The organism is Paenibacillus ottowii, from assembly GCF_006874425.1.
Classification (GTDB): Bacteria; Bacillota; Bacilli; order Paenibacillales; family Paenibacillaceae; genus Paenibacillus; species Paenibacillus ottowii.
On record NZ_VIJZ01000003.1, the window covers coordinates 18,128 to 36,105 of the forward strand.

The following is a 17,978-nucleotide window of genomic DNA, read 5'->3' on the forward strand; positions in this document are numbered from 1 at the left end:
CCTATTGAAGCTCTTTTATAGTTGCTCCATAATGGTTTTTGCACGAGCTTCCCAATTGTTGTGGACTATGAAGTTTTCTAGTTGCTCCTGATCATAAAAAGGCCGTTGCAGGGTATCTATATCTGCTAAATATTCCCTCATCTCTTCTAAACTACGATATAGATAGACCCCTTTCTGATCTAATAGTTTAGTTTCCTCACTCTGCACAGCTAAAGTCACTTTATTCAGGCTAAGATACTCATAAACTTTTACTGGATTAATCGTATCAATTCTATCCGAATTCCTCAAAAAGGGGTATAAACAAACATCAAAAACATCAATAATCGCACCAATTTCTGATTTTGGAACAGGGCTATAGTACTTGATCCCACTATGCTGCTCAAAATTATAGTCCAGATTATTTCTTCCAACCAAACATACAACAAACTTTTCATCAAATTCTGTAATAGCCTTAACCGCTTCTACATCAAACCAGTGGTCAATCGCTCCTACATAGCCAAAAATATGGTAGCCCTCATGCTTTAATCGTCTCAAGTCACTAGCAACTAAGCTATTTACATTTATGTTTAGTATAGCTGTATCCACAGCATTTTTCACTAAATAAGATTGTTTATTCAATGATAGGGAATGCTTATGCAAATCATTGCTCGTAGAAATAACAAGATCCGCCTTGGCCAGTAATTCAAGTTCCCACTTTTTAAGTAACTTCTTCATCAATACATTGTTAGTTAGAAATACGTAGTCGTCCATGCGATCAAATACAATCTTCTTCTTATTTTGTTTAATAAGAGGATAAAAAACAGGACTCCCCAACCAAATGATATCTGCATTGGAAACTAAGTCTTTTAATTGTCTCTTTTCAAACCATTGATTCATACGGAATATGTCTATGCTTTCAAAGCTTCTAGGCAATCTCAGACTGCCTGAAGGCCTGAATATTTGAAGACTATCATTAATGGTTTGTTCTCTTTGTTTATAATCTGAGTTCTGCCTTGCAATACTATTAAGTATGCTAATGGATGGTTCTACAAAGGTGATGTGAACCCCTGGTATCATAGCAAGCTCTTCAGCTAAATGTTGCGGACGCTGTTTTAAATCATCCCAATAGATTGGAGAGAAATATAAAATTTTCAATTTAACCGCTCCATACTAATAAAGGCGCCCCTTATTTTATAAAAGAGGCGCCTTTAAAGTTTTATTAATTATCTATACGCTCCTGCCAACTGTCTTCGCGTATTCATATCATTTTCCTTCATTTGTATCAGCTCTTCATATGCTTCGATTGTGTACTTTTTATACAAGATATCAATCTCCACATCTCGATTTTTAACTGGAGTCTTCTGCAAATGATCTAATTCAGCTTTAACAATTTCAAGGTGATTCTTATCTGCCTCAATATCCGATTCCATTGGCGCATACAGATCCTTTTGCAATTGGTAATTGGTTAAAATACTATTTCGCATTGTCTTTCTAACATGCTCAACCGTATATCGGGAGGTGTCCACATCATGAATGACTTTCATCTTCGGATTAAGACCAACCTTATAACCGATTTCTTTCATAGCAAAAGATACGACAATTTCTTCTCCTCCAGCGTAATTGTTTCCTTTACGCCCATAAGCGCTTCTAAAGCCACCAATTCGCATTAACGCAGCATGTCTAACCGCAAAGTTGGCTCCATAAGGAAACTCCCACTGAAAGTTAGAATCGATAATTTCTTCGCCTTCCACAATAAGCTGACTCCAGTATGCTTCAGTACCTGGTTTAACCACTTCGGGACGTTCCTCATGTAAATTGAGTATAATATTCCCACCCATAACTCCGATATCGGGACGATCTGAGAAGCCTCTGACGGTCTCTTCAAGCAAGTCGGAGTTTGCGATAGCATCATCATCAATATAGAGTATGACTTCACCCTCTGCTCCAAACAAACCAACATTACGCGCAAAGGAAAGACCTTTTAATGGAGCCTCCATATACCGTAGGAAGGACTCGTCAATATTATAGGTTGTTCTGAACTCACGAACCAGATGATGAATCTCATCATTCTGATAATCATTATTTACAACAATAATTTCATAGCTTGCTTTATCCAACGACTGTTCTATCACAGATTTAATCGCATTTGATAGTTTCTCACTCCGCTGGTATGTGCAAATAATAACGGATAATCCCTTTTTATAGACGGGTTCACTTTCAATTACCGCCTCAATGCGATATAAGTGATCGTTTTTAACCTTGGTATTTATAAGAGAGAACAGAACTTCCGTCTCCTGTGCAAAAAAGTCATAGTTGCTATCCGTCTCACCATTCATTTTATCCTTTATTTTCAGATCCCAAGGATAGTCAGCTACGAATGTATCTGCGGTATGCTCTGATTTATCTATAAGCAGTGCATACATAGACGATGAGGCATTAGAATCTATAAATTCAAAATTATGGACTTCGCCTGTTTTAATATATAAATAGCAAATAGGCGTTGCCAAATTAAGACCAATAATTGTATTCAGTTCATCTCTTCCAACCACGGTATGACCTTTAGCCAGAACATATTTCTTAAACTCACTAACTTTAGCAGCATCTCCCTCAATAATCCAAACTAATGGGGTCAGATAAAAATCTCTTCTAAAATCATCAAGTACCATGAGTTTATATCTGTTAGATGTGATGCCAAGTTCTTGATCTGAAGCGGTCAATGATTTGTCATGCCAGCGATAATCATATATAGGCTCATCGAACGTCACATGTTTGAGCTCAAATAAGGAGTTCACTCTCATCCAGTAATCATAATCTTCAAGGGTATGCTTATAGCTAGAATAGTCGCCTAATAAGTGAGTTACCTTGGCCCTATACATAAAGGCCGCACCAATCGTATTGTTAGGATATACATTTAGTTCCAATGCAGACTTAGGTAGCATAACATTGCCACTGAACTGTGGTTCTTCATACCAGCCATGGTTGGAAATTACTTGGCCGTCCGAGTCAATTAACCTCATGTTCGCATATACCATACCAATATTTTCATCACGTTTAAGATCAGCGACCATCTTCTCCAAGAAATGTTCAGGTAGAATATTATCTGCACTGGTCCACGTATGATACTCACCCTTAGCAAGTTTAAAACCTCTCGATAATGTTCTTGGTATTTTACGATTTTCCTGATGGACTACCCTAATACGATGATCTGCTTTCGCATACGCATCAATAATTTCTGCCGTTTTATCTTTTGAACCATCGTTAATAATAATGAGTTCAAAATACTTATAAGATTGCTGCAGAATACTATCAATAGCTTTTGATACATAATCCTCACCGTTATATACAGGAAGGACAATCGATATAAGATCTTTCTCAAATGCAGTCTCAAACTTATCCAGTGCCAGAGAAAATGAATTGTCTTTAGCTACTTTATAATTATAAAATTTATACTCATACCAAGTTAATAACTGATTGTAATTCCCTTCATCTTTGCGCAGATCAACAGGCTGATCTCCTGTGTTAGCCCGCTTAATCTTATGCGACACTTTAGATTTAATCTTTTTCAGCAAGATCGTAGTGCCATAGTTTTTCCATACTCTGTATCCCTTAAGAACATATATCATTTTGGATTTGTGTAAAATATGTTTAAGTTTATTTGCCATTTTCCACCTTTTAGAGTTATAAATATTATGAAGCTCTGTAGACAGTCTTCCATTATATTCTTGCAACTCACAGAACTGGGTGTTCAGTTCATTATATTGACCAAATAATTGTCTATATTGATGATTCAAAATATCCAAATTATTTTTTTCATCATTATAATCCTCTGTGAGTTGAACATATTTTTGTTCTAATTCATCTTTCTTTTCTGACAGAGATTTAAAATCTGCTGACATGCTGTTTATTACATTTTCCTGATGGTCACGCGTTTGAATCAATGTGTTAATCTGATCCGCATGCTCAGCTACTCGTTGTTTTTGCTGTTCAATTTCTTGGCTCTGATTTTCATTAAGGTTTTGTAATGCATTGAACTCATTATTCAGACGTGTATGCCCTGCTCTATAAGCATGGTCTACGTCATCTTTTAAAAACCTATTAATTACATCCATACACTTATCTATCGTCTCTCTTCCTTTGACCGGAAACATCTCTAAAGTAAATTTCCTTCTTTGTTGTATTAGTTGCTCATCTAAGATTGCATTAAGTAAAGTTTGCTTAATATTACCGTTATCACTCACAAAAGGAACAATATTTTGCTGAACTATTTGTTCTTCCAAAGGTAAAATTCCCTCGAACGATTCTGTTTGAGGATGCTGAAATATTACAATTGGAGTATCCGTAAATAGTGCATCAAATATAGCCCCAGAGCCGTCTGATAATATTACATCTGCTTCCTCTATTAAATGAACAAGAGAAGCTTTGTGATCAAGTACTTCAGGAACACGAGATTTAACTAGATTAACCCGATCATGCTCCAAAAAAGAAGTGCCATGATGTAATTTCACCTTCATATTAAAGATATCTGAAATCTCTTCAATGTGGTTCATCACAAGCTCAATAGACGACTCATTCCCATACGTAGGCAAATAGAGCAAACTATATTTATCTGTTTTATGTCTCATCCTTTGAAAGTTGGCATATTTAATCATTCCTACGATTTCAGTCTGAGTGTACGCTGTCAGAACCGAGGAATCATACATCCCATTACAAAAGATGAAATCAAAATTCCGACTCCATGTATCTAAATTCCAGTTTGGTTTAGCCATTCCATACTGATATCTGAACTTATAATCGGACTTAACTTCCAAATAATAGGGGAGGTAAGGATAGAAGGCTATTTTATATGTTTTGTCAGGTACAGCGCTTGTTAGAGTCACGTTTATACCGTTGTTCTTTAAGTAATGATAGGTATCTAAGGACATGTCTCCCCAATCATCTTCTTCAATGTGAGGGACATAAATATCACAAACGATCTGCTTTTTTTCACATTCCTCAATTAAAGGCTTAATCGTTTCATATAAAACAAGATTGTGAATGACAAAAGCTATAGATCTGTTCATATTCACTGTAAAACCTCTTCCTTTCAGGCAAAAATCCACTTATTTTCTTAATTTCAGTAATGTCTCATTCAGTAAAGTTGATGATGTACTCTTCGTATAGGGAAAATATATAATTTTCACTCCAACTTCCTTAAACTGCAACTCATACTGGTCCCAACGTTCATTTTGAAACCAATCATCACCAACGAACATTACGTCATACTTTAATTTTTGCCAAACCTCAAATTTATCCATTGAGTCCTGAGGAATTACAGTATCAACAAATTTGATATTTCTAACAATCTCAATTCGTTCCTCAAAAGGAATGACCGCTTTTTTGTACTTATATGAAACCAACTCATCTGTGGTCACACCCACAATGAGCTTGTCACAGAGTGACTTAGCATTTCTCAACAAATTCAAATGTCCAATATGAAATAAATCGAAGACTCCGGAAGTATAGCCGATAATCATAAGATTTCTCCTAACGTATTTAAATTGAAGTTAAACCATTTGTCGAATGTCGTCTTCCCTTCAATTTTTTCAGAAGATAGGACTCTTTCAAGTTGAACAGGAAAACCCACCTTTTTTCTGTTTACAATCTCTGCTGGGACGATATCTTTAAAAATTCTCTTGAGCGGAGCCTTAACAACCCCATCCCTCATCTTATACTGAGCATCTACACCTGCAAGCCTTTCAATTAATCTGTAGTCCAAGAAAGGAGATCTTGCTTCAACCGAATTTAACATTGAGGCACTATCCAATCTTTTAAGTAACCCTCGTAAATGGGCTTGTTGAAAGAATGCAGCTACGATTTTTTGAGGGCACTTCAGGTTCATAAAAGGTGCTAATGCATCTTCTACAATCTCTAAATCCTCTTCCGATCCATAGGTGTAGAGATCACTAAAAGCTTGGATATCAAAGTCTGTGGTGCTGCTAGCCCATCTGAAAATACGGTCATATCCATAGAAAAGTTCATCAGCGCCTTCTCCACTTAAGATGACTGTGTTTTTAGCAGATGCTTGTTGTGTCATATGATACAGCAGCACTTCGTTGGGCACAGACAGTGGTTCTTTTTTTACAAGCACAAGTTCACGAGCTAATGATAAAAAGCGATCAGGATCAAACAATATCGGATGATGAATAGTGTTGTATCTTGTTGCTGCGATTTCAGACCACTGGAACTCATTATAATCTTCAAAGCCAACAGTCCATGTATGCTCTACCCCAGCAAGTGCGGTAATAATCGTGCTATCCAAGCCTCCGCTTAGGTAACTTCCAATTTCAACATCTGCGATCTTGCGATACTCTACTGCAGAACGAATTAAATACTCAAGTTCCTCATCTGAAGGCGGCTCTTTCTCTGAATAATCAAGTTCCCAATATTTAATAAATTCGCCATTCTCATAGTAATATCCTGGCGGGAATTCTTTTATTTCATTATAGATAGTCCGATTATTAAAAAAACATCTCATTTTTTTATATTGCCTTATAGCTGCTTGATCTAAAGAAACGCTATGAACTAGTGGGAGCAGGGGAGCAATTTCAGAGCTAAAGATGTACTCTTCACCATTCCTATTGTAGTAAAGCGGCTTTACCCCCATACGATCTCGTGCTACAAAAAATGATTTCTGCTGGACGTCTAAAACAATAAAACTGAACATTCCATTAAGCCAATTCAACATTCGGGGACCATATTGAATGTAAAGCTTCAATAAAAGTTCAGTATCTGAGTTTGTTCTCATTTGAATTGAATATGCAGAAGCTAATTCTTTATAATTATAGATTTCTCCATTAAATATAATCGCATATCTTCCATCATCAGAAAAAAAAGGCTGATCACTTCTCTGATCTAGATCTAAAATGCTTAACCTGTTGTGACCAAGCATAAAATTTTCATTCTGGTATATGCAAAGTGGGGCCGTAGGCCCCCGATGTTTCATTATACTTAATGAATTACGAAATGCTTTTTTATCTATAGCTACATTAGAAAACAAAATCCCACACATTTTATCACCAGCCCTAATTAATGACTTGCAAATCTATTGTATTATCTACAAATATTAAACCTGGTACGTAATTATTTTCTGGCTTAGGAACCTCAAAAACAGCTGCTATACTTACGCTATCCAAATAAAGAGGCTCAAACGGCTTAGGCTTCAAGCCAATAGAGATGGTGTATTTACCACTTTCAGACAATAGATTACGGAAATTAAAATTAACCTCAAGAATGCCCCCTGCTTGCATTTTCGGGACTAATTTTGCCTTATTATAAATATTCATGCCAAACACATCTACACCTGTATGGTTTCTAACCATGTAGCCAATGGTTCCCTCAGAATCAATATCTTTATAATATTGTGCCAGCAAACGCAAAGTAACCATTTCGCCAAAAGGAACCTGATTTACTACTTCTCCATTGACTAACAAGTCTGCTCTTATAAATCGTGCATCTCCCGTTCCAGAGCGAAACTCATTGGCACGTTTTGCAAAAGCAGGGTCCTCTTCTAACAACAACAACGTACTCTTCTTATCCGTTTCAGAATTCACGAATATATCCAAAGATTGGACGCGCTTCATATCAGCAATTTCCTGGTTAATAATATTTTCATAAATTTGTGCTACACGTTTCACTGGGCCAATTTCGACCATGTTCCCCTTATCAATAAGCAAAGCTGTATCACAAAAACTCTTAATGGTATCCATGGAATGAGAAACAAATAAAACGGTGCTCTTTTTGGAGAGCTCCTTCATTTTCGTGATACATTTGGCCTGGAAATAAATATCTCCAACAGACAAGGCCTCATCCACAATCAAAATGTCAGGATCAACATTGATAGCTACTGCAAATGCTAGGCGGGCAAACATACCGCTGGAGTACATTTTGACAGGTTGATTAATGAAGTCCCCAATATCCGCAAAGGATGTAATATCTTCTACCTTCTCATCCATTTCCGCTTTGCTATAGCCCATAAGCGTACCATTTAAATAAATATTTTCCATCCCGGTTAAGTCCGGGTTAAACCCCGCCCCGAGTTCCAGCAGAGCTGCAATTTTTCCATTCACCTTAATGCTTCCGCTGGTAGGCGTAATTACGCCAGTAATCATTTTTAAAAGAGTGGATTTGCCTGAACCATTTTTACCGATAATACCAATCGCTTGTCCTTTTTTAATAGTAAAGGAAAGGTCGTTAATGGCTTTAAAATCAGAATGATATTTCTTTTTGAAGGGATGAATGGCCTCTTTTAAACGCTCATTGGGATTATCATATATTTTATATATTTTAGTGACATTATTAACCTCTACAGCAACTGATTCCGTTTGAGTCATACTTTTCTCCTCACAATACATCAGCAAAATGAGATTTCATTTTTTTGAAAATTTTGATTCCTATCGTACCTGCGATGATCACAATAGCCCAAAAGTAGATCGTCATGGATGGATGCTCCCAGAACCATTTGTGATTAATAAAAGTATCCCGATATCCTTCAACGATATAAAAAACAGGGTTTAGTTTAAAGAAAAACTGATATTTATCCTCAACAATATTTAAATTCCAGAAGATCGGCGTAAGCCAAAAGAATAGCTGAATAAATACCGCAACAACTTGACCAACATCCTTTACAAAAACAACCAATGTCGCTGTTATGTAAGAAATGGACAAGGAAAGAAAAATCGTGGCCAATAAATAATAAAGGATCTGAAGATTATAAATCGTAAAATCAACATTGTATATTTTGAACATAATGAAAAGAACAATGATGAAAAACACATGGACAAAAAGGGCAGCCAAAATTTTCACCATTGGTAGTAAACCTACCCGGAAAACAATTTTCTTTACCAGATAACTATTTTCAATAATACTATTGGTTGCAGTTGACAAGCTTTCCGAAAAGAATAACCACGGCACCATGCCTGTTAGTAACCAAAGAATAAAGGGAGTATCACCAATAGGTACATTTTTAAAACCAACCTGAAATACGACCCAATAAACAAGTATAGATACCATAGGATGTATAAAAGCCCAGAGTACTCCCATAAATGAACCAAGGTACCTAGATTGAATATCCTTTTTAGACAATTCCCAAAGTAACTTTAAATTTTTCGAAAAGTTTTGAGTTAAATTCATACGAGTGTGTCACGACCTTAAACATGGTTTGGTAATTCTCTTATAATACAATAATGTGAATATGTGGGAAGTACATTCTTGCGATATAGCTCTGACCGCTACTATATGCTAAAATGTTGACGTATCTACAAGAAAAGGAGATTGTAAACCTTGTCGAATCCAGTATACGGGAAACAGGCCAAAACGTCGACCCGTGACGATAAAAGGCCGGCTATGTTTTGGGTGTTAATTGTTGGCATGATTCTGTTTTTAGCTTGGTCTCCCTTCCAGGCTGCACTTTTTAATGGGCAAATGCTCGATTTTGAAAAGCCTCTTTATTGGGCTGTCATCATCGCCTCGATTCTAATGATCCTGGCAATCGTATCTTATTATAAGAAATTCAAGCTGGAAGAGCAAAGGGATTGGCTGGCTGTGCTAGTATTACTGCTTCCCCTGACCTATGTGCTTTCACTGACTTCAGCAGCTTCGCATTACCTGGCCATGAATATGGTGGTGGTACAGTGCATATATGCTGCCCTGTTTATCATCTCAATCTACCTACTACAAGATCGCTTAGGCAATAAGATTATTCACAACCTGATTATGACTATTGCCTATATCATCGTAGGCTTTGGCTTCATTAACTGGTTCGGACAGTGGGTGCTTGCCGGCAAGATGGTGGGCTGGTTTAGCCAATATGTGTATCAAAATCGCTATATCAATGCGGTTATGACAGATACAAATGGTCTCCGGCTGACATCAGTGTTTCAATATGCGAATACATATGCCGCCTTTCTAATGGCTTTCCTGTTCGCTGCCGTTTTCTGTCTGATGAAATCAAAACTGTGGTACGGCAAAGCTATTCACGGCTTCATGTTGGTGCCTATTCTGGTCTCGCTATTCCTGACTTTGTCACGGGGCGGTCTGGTTATGCTGCCTGTCGTATTCGTGCTGCTTTTACTTTTCCTTAAACCTGCACGCCAAATTATATGGATTTTGCATTGCGCCATTGCTGGTATAGCGTCAGTATCTATCTTGGCGCCAATTACAAATATGGGATTACAACTTAATAAGACTTACAACGGTGGAGAAGCTGCCAAGGCTTGGGGGCTAATTATTGGTGTCTCCCTGGCTGTAGCTGTCGTACTGTGGCTTGTTGAACATTATCTGGCACCAAAGCTGGAAAATGCCCTCAAAGGATGGAACTCACGGAAGTTGTCCAACTTGTGGTTGCCTGTCGGCTCCGTTGTGGTGATTGGCTTGCTGGCTTTTCTGTTAATTGGAACCAGTCTACGCAGCGTACTACCAGAGAATGTTCAAGTGCGGTTAGAAAATATCAATTTCCGCCAGCATAGTGTGCTGGAGCGGCTGGCATTCTATCAGGATGCCGCCAAATCGATTAAAGACCACCCTATCATAGGAACTGGCGGTGGTGGTTGGGCTACTTTATATGAAAAGTACCAGGATTATCCTTATACTAGCCGTCAGGCCCATAACTTTTTCATGCAGTATTTAGTTGAAGTGGGCATTCTCGGTTTTGTAATTTTCATGTCATTTATCTTATATATCTTCTATAAATATATTCGCAACTATATTAGACAAAATGATGAAGAACGGGATTCTCACTTCCTTTATCTCATTTTGGCACTCTCGATCTTACTTCATAGCTTGCTAGACTTTAATCTGAGTTACGTATTCATGGGCATATTGGTATTTGTGAGTCTCGGTGGTATGGCCGCTGCTATGGACAGCAAGCCGCTTAAACGTCTGTCTATGAGTGCTTCGGGATTCCGGGTCCTGTATAGTGCAGTCATTGGCATTCTAAGCATCGTGGTGCTTTTTGCAGGTCTCCGCTTCGTGCAATCAGCCAATGCTGCCACAAATGCTAAACAAATTATGGCGGTAAGCACATCATTTGAGGAAATTCAAAGTGCTATTAATAAAGATCTGGAGCTTCGACCTACACATCCGGATTCGGTAATAAGATTGGCTGCACTGTACAAGAATGTGTATGATCAAACGAAAAAAGAGGAATTTTATAACGCTGCAATTGAGGTATTAAATACGGGTCTGAAAGCAGAACCTTATAATAAAACCATGCTAAACTCCAAAGTTAACCTTTTACAAGCAAAAGGTGAGAATGAGCAAGCCTTCAGCATTTTGGAAAATAACATTTCCAACTTTAACTGGGACAATGACTGGTACAATATGTTGATTGCCCAAGCTTACACTATTGGTAATAAGGCACGTGAGCAAAAAAACACCGCCAAAGAACAGAAGTATTTCCAAACAGGTCTTGCTGCTTATCAGCAGGTTTTGGATAGGGTAGCCCATCTTAAGACGATTCCACCTGAAATTGAGTTGCCACGTACTTTTGAAGTAACTCCAGGTATTGCACTCAGTACTGGCAAAATTGAGTTCATGTCAGGCAAGCCTGCTGAGGCTGCAAGCATCCTCAAAAACGGCCTGAAGGACGACCTGAGCGATGCTACAAATCGTGAGGTTGCTCGCTATTACGTTGCTGCCCTTCAAAAACAGGGCCAAAATGACGAAGCTTTATATAAGAAGCTGATTCAGGCTGATCCGAAGGAGAAGGAGCAGATTGAACAGTTGAAATCGGGGAAATAGTTAAGAAAAAAGAGACTGTCAGATGGTTTTACATCACCTGACAGTCTCTTTTTTATATTGAGAAGGCAAAGTTTGGTTTAGTGGGATGTTTATTTTTGTTCGTCAATCTCTTGAATAACCTGTCTCATATAAGCTAATACTTCATCCTTAATCTCGTTATGCTGTAGAGCATAATGAATGGTCGTTTCAATGAATCCCAGCTTCTCGCCAACGTCATGGCGATTACCATCAAATTCGTAGGCTAGGATCGGACTCTTTTCTCCCAGTTTGGACAATGCATCCGTTAACTGAATCTCCCCGCCTACTCCTGCAGATTGCTGACCTAGGATATCGAAAATATCGGGTGTCAAGATATAGCGTCCCATGATCGCCAAATTGGATTTAGCCTCTTCCTTCTTTGGCTTTTCCACTAATCGTTCCGCCTCAGAGATTTTGGAAGTAAGTGCATGACCTTCAACAATTCCGTAACGATGCACCTCGTTCCAATCGACTTGTTTTACACCTACAACAGAACGCTGATATTCATCAAACACGTCAATCATCTGTTTGAGACATGGGTTCTCAGACTCTACGATGTCATCACCCAAAAGGACAGCAAAGGGTTCGTCACCGATAAACTTACGTGCACACCAGATGGCATGCCCGAGCCCTTTAGGCTCCTTTTGACGAATATAGTGGATATCTGCCATCTCTGATGGTTTGCGCACTTCATTAAGCAGGTTCCATTTTTCCTTCGAGGTCAAATTATGCTCCAGCTCGAAAGAGTAATCAAAGTGATCCTCAATCGCTCTTTTACCTTTACCAGTAACGATAATGATATCCTCTATACCAGATGCAACAGCTTCTTCAATGATATATTGAATTGTTGGTTTGTCTACAATGGGAAGCATTTCTTTGGGCATCGCTTTCGTCGCAGGAAGGAACCGAGTCCCTAATCCCGCAGCAGGAATAATGGCTTTACGGATTTTCATAGGTAAAACTCCTTTTCGACAAATCTTACTAAATTATTCAATAGTTTGAGTAACGTTTGGAAATTGCTAATAGTTTATTATAGCACTTAGTCATTGCATTGTTATATAATTTAAGTAAATCATATTATAGACTAAAAAAGATAGAAATATGAGTGCCAGATAAGCCAAAATTTGAGGAGAGAGTTATTTGGATTCAATAATCAGTAACCCTGTTTTAACGTTAGTTATTCCCTGTTATAACGAAGAAGAAGTACTGCCTGAAACCATAAGCAGACTTACCGCCATTCTTGAGGAGTTGACAGAGAGTCAGCTCATTTCTAAACATAGTAAAATGTTGTTTGTTGATGATGGCAGCCGTGATCAAACATGGGACATCATAGCATCATATAATCTAAAAAACCCTTTTGTCAGTGGTCTTAAATTGGCAAAGAATGCGGGTCACCAAAACGCTCTATTATCCGGGTTAATGGAAGCTAAAAAAAACTCAGATTGTGTGATATCCGTCGACGCTGACCTGCAGGATGATCTCAATGCCATTCGAGAATTCATAATAAAATTCAATGAAGGTAATGACATCGTGTACGGGGTGCGAAAAAGTAGAACTACCGATACATTTTTCAAGCGTTCAACAGCCCAAGGCTTTTATCGTCTGATGAGTAAAATGGGTGTTAATATCGTATATAATCATGCAGATTACCGTTTAATGAGCAAAAGAGTTCTACAAGAATTAAGCAACTTTAAAGAGGTAAATCTCTTTTTACGCGGTCTAGTTCCATTAATAGGTTATAAATCTACTGAGGTGTATTACGATCGACACGAACGCTTTGCAGGTGAGTCCAAATATCCTTTAAAGAAAATGCTCGCTTTTGCTTTTGACGGAATCACCTCGTTTAGCGTAACCCCGATACGGCTTATTTCGGCCGTGGGTTTTGGAATGTTTGGCATAAGCTTATTAATAGCTGCCTATACCCTAATTAGCAAGTTTCTTGGCACCACCGTTTGGGGTTGGTCATCTTTAATGTTGTCCATTTGGTTTATAGGGGGTCTACAGCTCGTTGCACTCGGACTCATTGGCGAGTACATCGGTAAAATATATAAAGAAGTAAAACAAAGACCCAAATATATTATTGAAACTATATTAGAGTCCCAGAGCACCTTAGACACTGAAAACACAAAAAAAGTGAATAATAGTGAAAGGGAAGCTGTGGCGGTCCAATAACAGATGCGAACAGGTGACTAATTTGACTTTATTTCAGAATAGTTTTTTCCGTTTTCTTGTCGTAGGTGTTCTAAATACAATATGCGGCATGTCCGTCATGTTCTTGCTCTTTAATATTTTAGGGACTAACTACTGGTTATCGACCTTTATTGGTAATTCTGTAGGCGCCACTGTAAGCTATTTCTTAAATAAGAGATTTACTTTCAAAAATGATGCAAGCCATGGACAGACCATTTGGAAGTTCATCTCTATTATATTAATATGCTATATACTGTCGTATTGTCTGAGCTATCTAATCAGTCACTTCTTGATCTCAAGTTTGAGTATTAAGAACAATGAGGTTCTAGGCAATGTGTCCATTTTAATCGGGAATGTTTTTTATACTTTAATTAATTATGTCGGACAAAAGTTCATTGTTTTTTCCAAAAAAACAAGAGCCCAAAAAATATAACAATAGAGGTTCCATCATCATTTAAATAAACTAATAGATAAAAAAGGGTATGTGCTGTCAAAGCACATACCCTTTTTTTGCTTTTTCTATAGCATCTTTGTTACTTCACCAGTTGCCCACGTGTAACCCCTAACTGATTCGTCGCTTTCAGCGTCTTCCATACTTGTGTTCCGCTAATTTCTCCGCGCAAGGCACGGTTGTAGAGATCAATAACCTCATGAACTTGCTCTGGTGTCTCCTCCAAAAATTCCACTCGGTAACGGGACACGCCTAATTCCAGAAAGTTAGACAGGTATTCCGCGCCTGATTGCTCAATCGCGTTGTACACTGTATTACGGCATCCTTCGTCCACGCGAACTGGGTGAGACATCCCAATACGATCACGCAGGGATGCGCGATGATCCTCACACGGACGACCACAGTTGGTGTAGTCTGTGCCTTCACTCATAAAGGTACAATACACGCAGTGTTCGGTATGGAACATCGGCAAATGCTGCTGGATAACGATCTCAAGCTTGTCGGTACGTGTACGTCTCAGCATATCGACCATCTGCTGGATGTTCAGATCATATGACGGTGTCACCAGGTCACAGCCGGAATCCAGGAACAGATCAGCCGCTTTATGATTAGCTATATTCAGCGAGAAGTCGCCAATCAATTGCGGATGATGTGCATCCGGATTCTCCAAGCGATGACGCATGTAAAAATACAATGCTCCTGGATTGCGTACCAGCACAGCGTCCGGTTGCAGGCGCAGGATATTGTTGTGATATCCGTTTTCGCCTGGCATGTGAATACGCGGAGTCACCAGCGCAATTCGGCGCCCAGCGCCGTGCACGGCCTCTACAGCTGCCGGGAATTGCTTGATGAACTCGAAGTCGGCGTAGATGAACTCCACGCCGGCCTCAAGCGCAGCCTCCACCTGAGGGAGGCTGCGGCACAGCGCGGTCAGCTCTGCCTGACCGTGCGCCACAGACGATGCTGGAGCTGATGCATCGCCATACACCTCTACCGCCCGCTTCGTGTATACGGGCGGTTTGGGGCGCTCGCCTGCGAGCAGTTCCACCGCCTGACGGCGGATACTGTTCAGCTCGCGCATCGGCACGATGACGTCCCCATGCAGATGGACCTCCAGCTTCTCCAGCTGGAACACCGTTCCGCCCAGTCGACCGAATTGCTCTTCGAGCAGTTCGTGCGTCATCGGACGCTTCTGGGCGATTTCAAGTTCCAGCTCGGAGTCCACACGGACCGTTGTGCCCTTCTGCACGTCGGTCCACCATGTTGACAGCGGCTGTCCCGGCGAGCCGCTGACCCGCACATATACCGGGAAGACACGGTACGGCTTTTCGGTTTCGTACGACTGGCGCAGACGCTTGTCCAGCGCCGGGTCGTTGGTCTTCCAAACACGGTCGCCTACGTGCACACGGCGCAGATCCACATCGTTGCGTCCTGCAACGATGTCAACGATCCAGCCTTCTCCGGCTTCGCCTTCAATCTTCACGCCTTTGCGGCGGATATCGTATACGCGTCCGCCTTCTTCTTTTTGCGTAGGATCTCCGGCATCGAATACAATACCATCGCCACGCTTGAGCGGAGCGTCGATCCGGCACACTACGCCATCACGAAGGATTTGTTCCACTCGGCCCAAATACACACCCCGGCTTTTCGGGAACGTACCGTCCACCAGCTTTTTGTTATTCGTCCCTTCCAGAAAACCGTGCGTAAAGCCGCGTGAAAAGCTCTGCTGCAGCTCACGGATATCTTCTTTGCTCGTCTTGGACGTATCGCCGTCAAAATACTTGTCGATGGCCTTGCGATATTTGCTGACCACATTGGCTACATATTCAGGTGTTTTCAGTCGTCCTTCGATTTTAAAGGAAACTACACCTGCATCGATCAGTTCTGGCATCAAATCAATGGCTGCCAAATCCTTGGGGGATAGCAGGTATGTCACATCGGCCATCGGCTTTTGCTCTCCATCCACCATCAGATCGTAAGGCAAACGGCATGCCTGCGCACACTCGCCACGGTTTGCAGAGCGTCCACCCCACATTTCTGAAGTCAGGCATTGGCCTGAATAAGATACGCACAACGCTCCATGCACGAATACTTCCATCGGAAGTCTCGCTTGATCCCCGATTTTTTGAATCTGTTTTAGATTATTTTCACGACCTAGCACAACCCGCTCCATGTTGTACGGCTTCGTGAATTCTACAGCCTCCGGCGAGGTGATCGTCATTTGGGTAGAGCCATGGATCGGGAAATCCGGGGAAATGTCGCGGATCATTTTCACCAAGCCCATATCCTGAACAATGAGGGCATCAACTCCAGCATCTATGCAGGCATCGACCAGTTCTTTAGCGTCCTCCAGCTCGTTTTCAAATACCAGTATATTGAATGTCAAAAAACCCTTAACTCCGTAGCTATGCAAAAAGGCCATTATTTCGGGCAGCTCATCCATGCGAAAATTATTCGCCCGTGCTCGTGCGTTGAACTTTTCCACCCCAAAAAAGATCGCATCGGCTCCGTTCGCTACCGCCGCACGCATACAATCCCAGTCACCTGCTGGTGCCAGAAGCTCGACATCTTCTCTTCGTACTGCTGATTTCATTATTGCCCTCCCTATATGCTGAAAACGAATGATCCCTCATTGGACCATCGTTGTTTTCAGGGCAGCTATGCTGCTTAATTGGTCATCTCATGAATGCTCCATCCACTCATTCCAAAGCGGGTTATGCTCAGTCAGGGGAATGGAACTCTACTAAGAATCTTATTTTTAAAACCTATCTGTCTCTATCATCTTGTCCGATCAATCACACGCTGATCCATCGGTCCCTTGCATAAATCGCATCCAACTCAAAAAATCCGCATCACAAACATCTGCGGCAGAAATTATTCTTATCTTGTAACTAATCTAGTGTACCAGACTGCGCCCCAAGCTTCTACACTTTCCAAGCGATTCCTTTAAAAATATAATACTAAAAATACAAAAACACCTCCAATCCCGATCAACGGTGCTTTGGAGGTGCATTCTTCCATCATTAACTAGGCAAATCTATACTTCGCAAGCATTTCTCCCCAGGGTGATATTCCTTCTTCCCTGAAACCTGCTTTTTCATATAGCTTTCTAGCTAATTCATTATCTGGTTTATATCCAATCATGATTATATCAGTCCGATCACTGGCTTTCCTTATTTCGTCGATCACCAGCAATATTGCATTATAACCATGACCACGGCCTTGAAATCTTTCGTCAATCATAAATCGGTAAACCCAGTAATTCCCGTCATCCGGATCTTTACCAAACATCGTAAAACCAATCAGTACGTCGTCATTATAAATCGCTTTAGATACAAACCCATCTAAAAACTGACATTCGGCAATTGAGTAAAGGTTAGATACCATAAATCTTTGTTGTTCAGGACTCGGTTCAAGTTCAGCACATTCTTCCCAATTCCTTTTATCGACTGCCTTTAGCGTAATTATGTTCGGATTCCTCCTATACATTTAGTCGGACATCTTCGCTCTTCCCAGCTTACTTCACTCTTTAAAAGATTAGTGGTATTTCGGTCGTTAGCGAAGC

At 40.1% G+C, this 17,978-nt stretch carries 12 protein-coding genes; 3 read left to right on the forward strand and 9 right to left on the reverse strand.

Annotation, left to right across the window (positions count from 1 at the left end; all coding sequences use genetic code 11):
• Nucleotides 1-15: 15 nt before the first annotated feature.
• The 6 genes from FKV70_RS07180 to FKV70_RS07205 all read right to left on the reverse strand — a co-directional run bounded on the left by FKV70_RS07180 (nt 16) and on the right by FKV70_RS07205 (nt 9,147).
• Nucleotides 16-1,134 carry a glycosyltransferase family 1 protein gene (locus tag FKV70_RS07180; RefSeq protein ID WP_142612308.1) on the reverse strand — a complete coding sequence of 373 codons (1,119 nt, stop codon included), beginning with the start codon at nt 1,132-1,134 and terminating at the stop codon, nt 16-18.
• Between the two features lie 68 nt (nt 1,135-1,202).
• On the reverse strand, nt 1,203-5,039 hold the full coding sequence (locus FKV70_RS07185) for a glycosyltransferase family 2 protein (RefSeq protein ID WP_244310700.1): 3,837 nt from the start codon (nt 5,037-5,039) through the stop codon (nt 1,203-1,205).
• A gap of 39 nt (nt 5,040-5,078) precedes the next feature.
• Entirely contained in the window at nt 5,079-5,492 is a 414-nt protein-coding gene (locus tag FKV70_RS07190; protein WP_016822980.1) for an FAD synthase family protein, read from the reverse strand.
• Nucleotides 5,489-7,027 (reverse strand): asparagine synthase (glutamine-hydrolyzing), encoded by a 1,539-nt coding sequence (gene asnB, locus FKV70_RS07195; protein WP_064797883.1) that lies wholly within the window; start codon nt 7,025-7,027, stop codon nt 5,489-5,491. The genes FKV70_RS07190 and asnB overlap by 4 nt, the downstream gene beginning before the upstream one ends.
• A 13-nt stretch (nt 7,028-7,040) precedes the next feature.
• A complete protein-coding gene (locus tag FKV70_RS07200; protein ID WP_142612312.1) occupies nt 7,041-8,348 on the reverse strand; it encodes an ABC transporter ATP-binding protein in 1,308 nt (435 codons plus the stop codon).
• 10 nt (nt 8,349-8,358) lie between these two features.
• A complete protein-coding gene (locus FKV70_RS07205) occupies nt 8,359-9,147 on the reverse strand; it encodes an ABC transporter permease (RefSeq protein WP_064797881.1) in 789 nt (262 codons plus the stop codon).
• Nucleotides 9,148-9,297: 150 nt separating this feature from the next.
• On the opposite strand from FKV70_RS07205, the gene FKV70_RS07210 reads away from it, so the two are divergent.
• Complete coding sequence (locus FKV70_RS07210) at nt 9,298-11,754, forward strand: O-antigen ligase family protein (RefSeq protein ID WP_142612314.1); 2,457 nt, start codon at nt 9,298-9,300, stop codon at nt 11,752-11,754.
• A gap of 89 nt (nt 11,755-11,843) precedes the next feature.
• Here FKV70_RS07210 and galU read toward each other — a convergent pair whose 3' ends face one another.
• The gene (galU, locus tag FKV70_RS07215; RefSeq protein ID WP_064797879.1) at nt 11,844-12,725 is read right to left on the reverse strand and encodes a UTP--glucose-1-phosphate uridylyltransferase GalU; all 882 of its coding nucleotides are present in this window, start codon (nt 12,723-12,725) and stop codon (nt 11,844-11,846) included.
• Nucleotides 12,726-12,912: 187 nt separating this feature from the next.
• Between galU and FKV70_RS07220 the strand changes: the two genes are divergently transcribed.
• Nucleotides 12,913-13,944, forward strand: a complete 1,032-nt coding sequence (locus FKV70_RS07220) for a glycosyltransferase family 2 protein (RefSeq protein WP_142612315.1) — start codon at nt 12,913-12,915, stop codon at nt 13,942-13,944.
• A gap of 13 nt (nt 13,945-13,957) precedes the next feature.
• Nucleotides 13,958-14,395, forward strand: coding sequence for a GtrA family protein (locus FKV70_RS07225; RefSeq protein ID WP_269203327.1), 438 nt, complete (start codon nt 13,958-13,960; stop codon nt 14,393-14,395).
• Between the two features lie 100 nt (nt 14,396-14,495).
• Here the strand turns inward: FKV70_RS07225 and FKV70_RS07230 are convergent, their stop codons facing one another.
• Nucleotides 14,496-17,006, reverse strand: a complete 2,511-nt coding sequence (locus FKV70_RS07230) for a U32 family peptidase (protein ID WP_208738396.1) — start codon at nt 17,004-17,006, stop codon at nt 14,496-14,498.
• Between the two features lie 434 nt (nt 17,007-17,440).
• Nucleotides 17,441-17,902: a GNAT family N-acetyltransferase gene (locus FKV70_RS07235; RefSeq protein ID WP_142612319.1), complete on the reverse strand. Its 462-nt coding sequence runs from the start codon at nt 17,900-17,902 to the stop codon at nt 17,441-17,443.
• Nucleotides 17,903-17,978 lie beyond the last annotated feature (76 nt).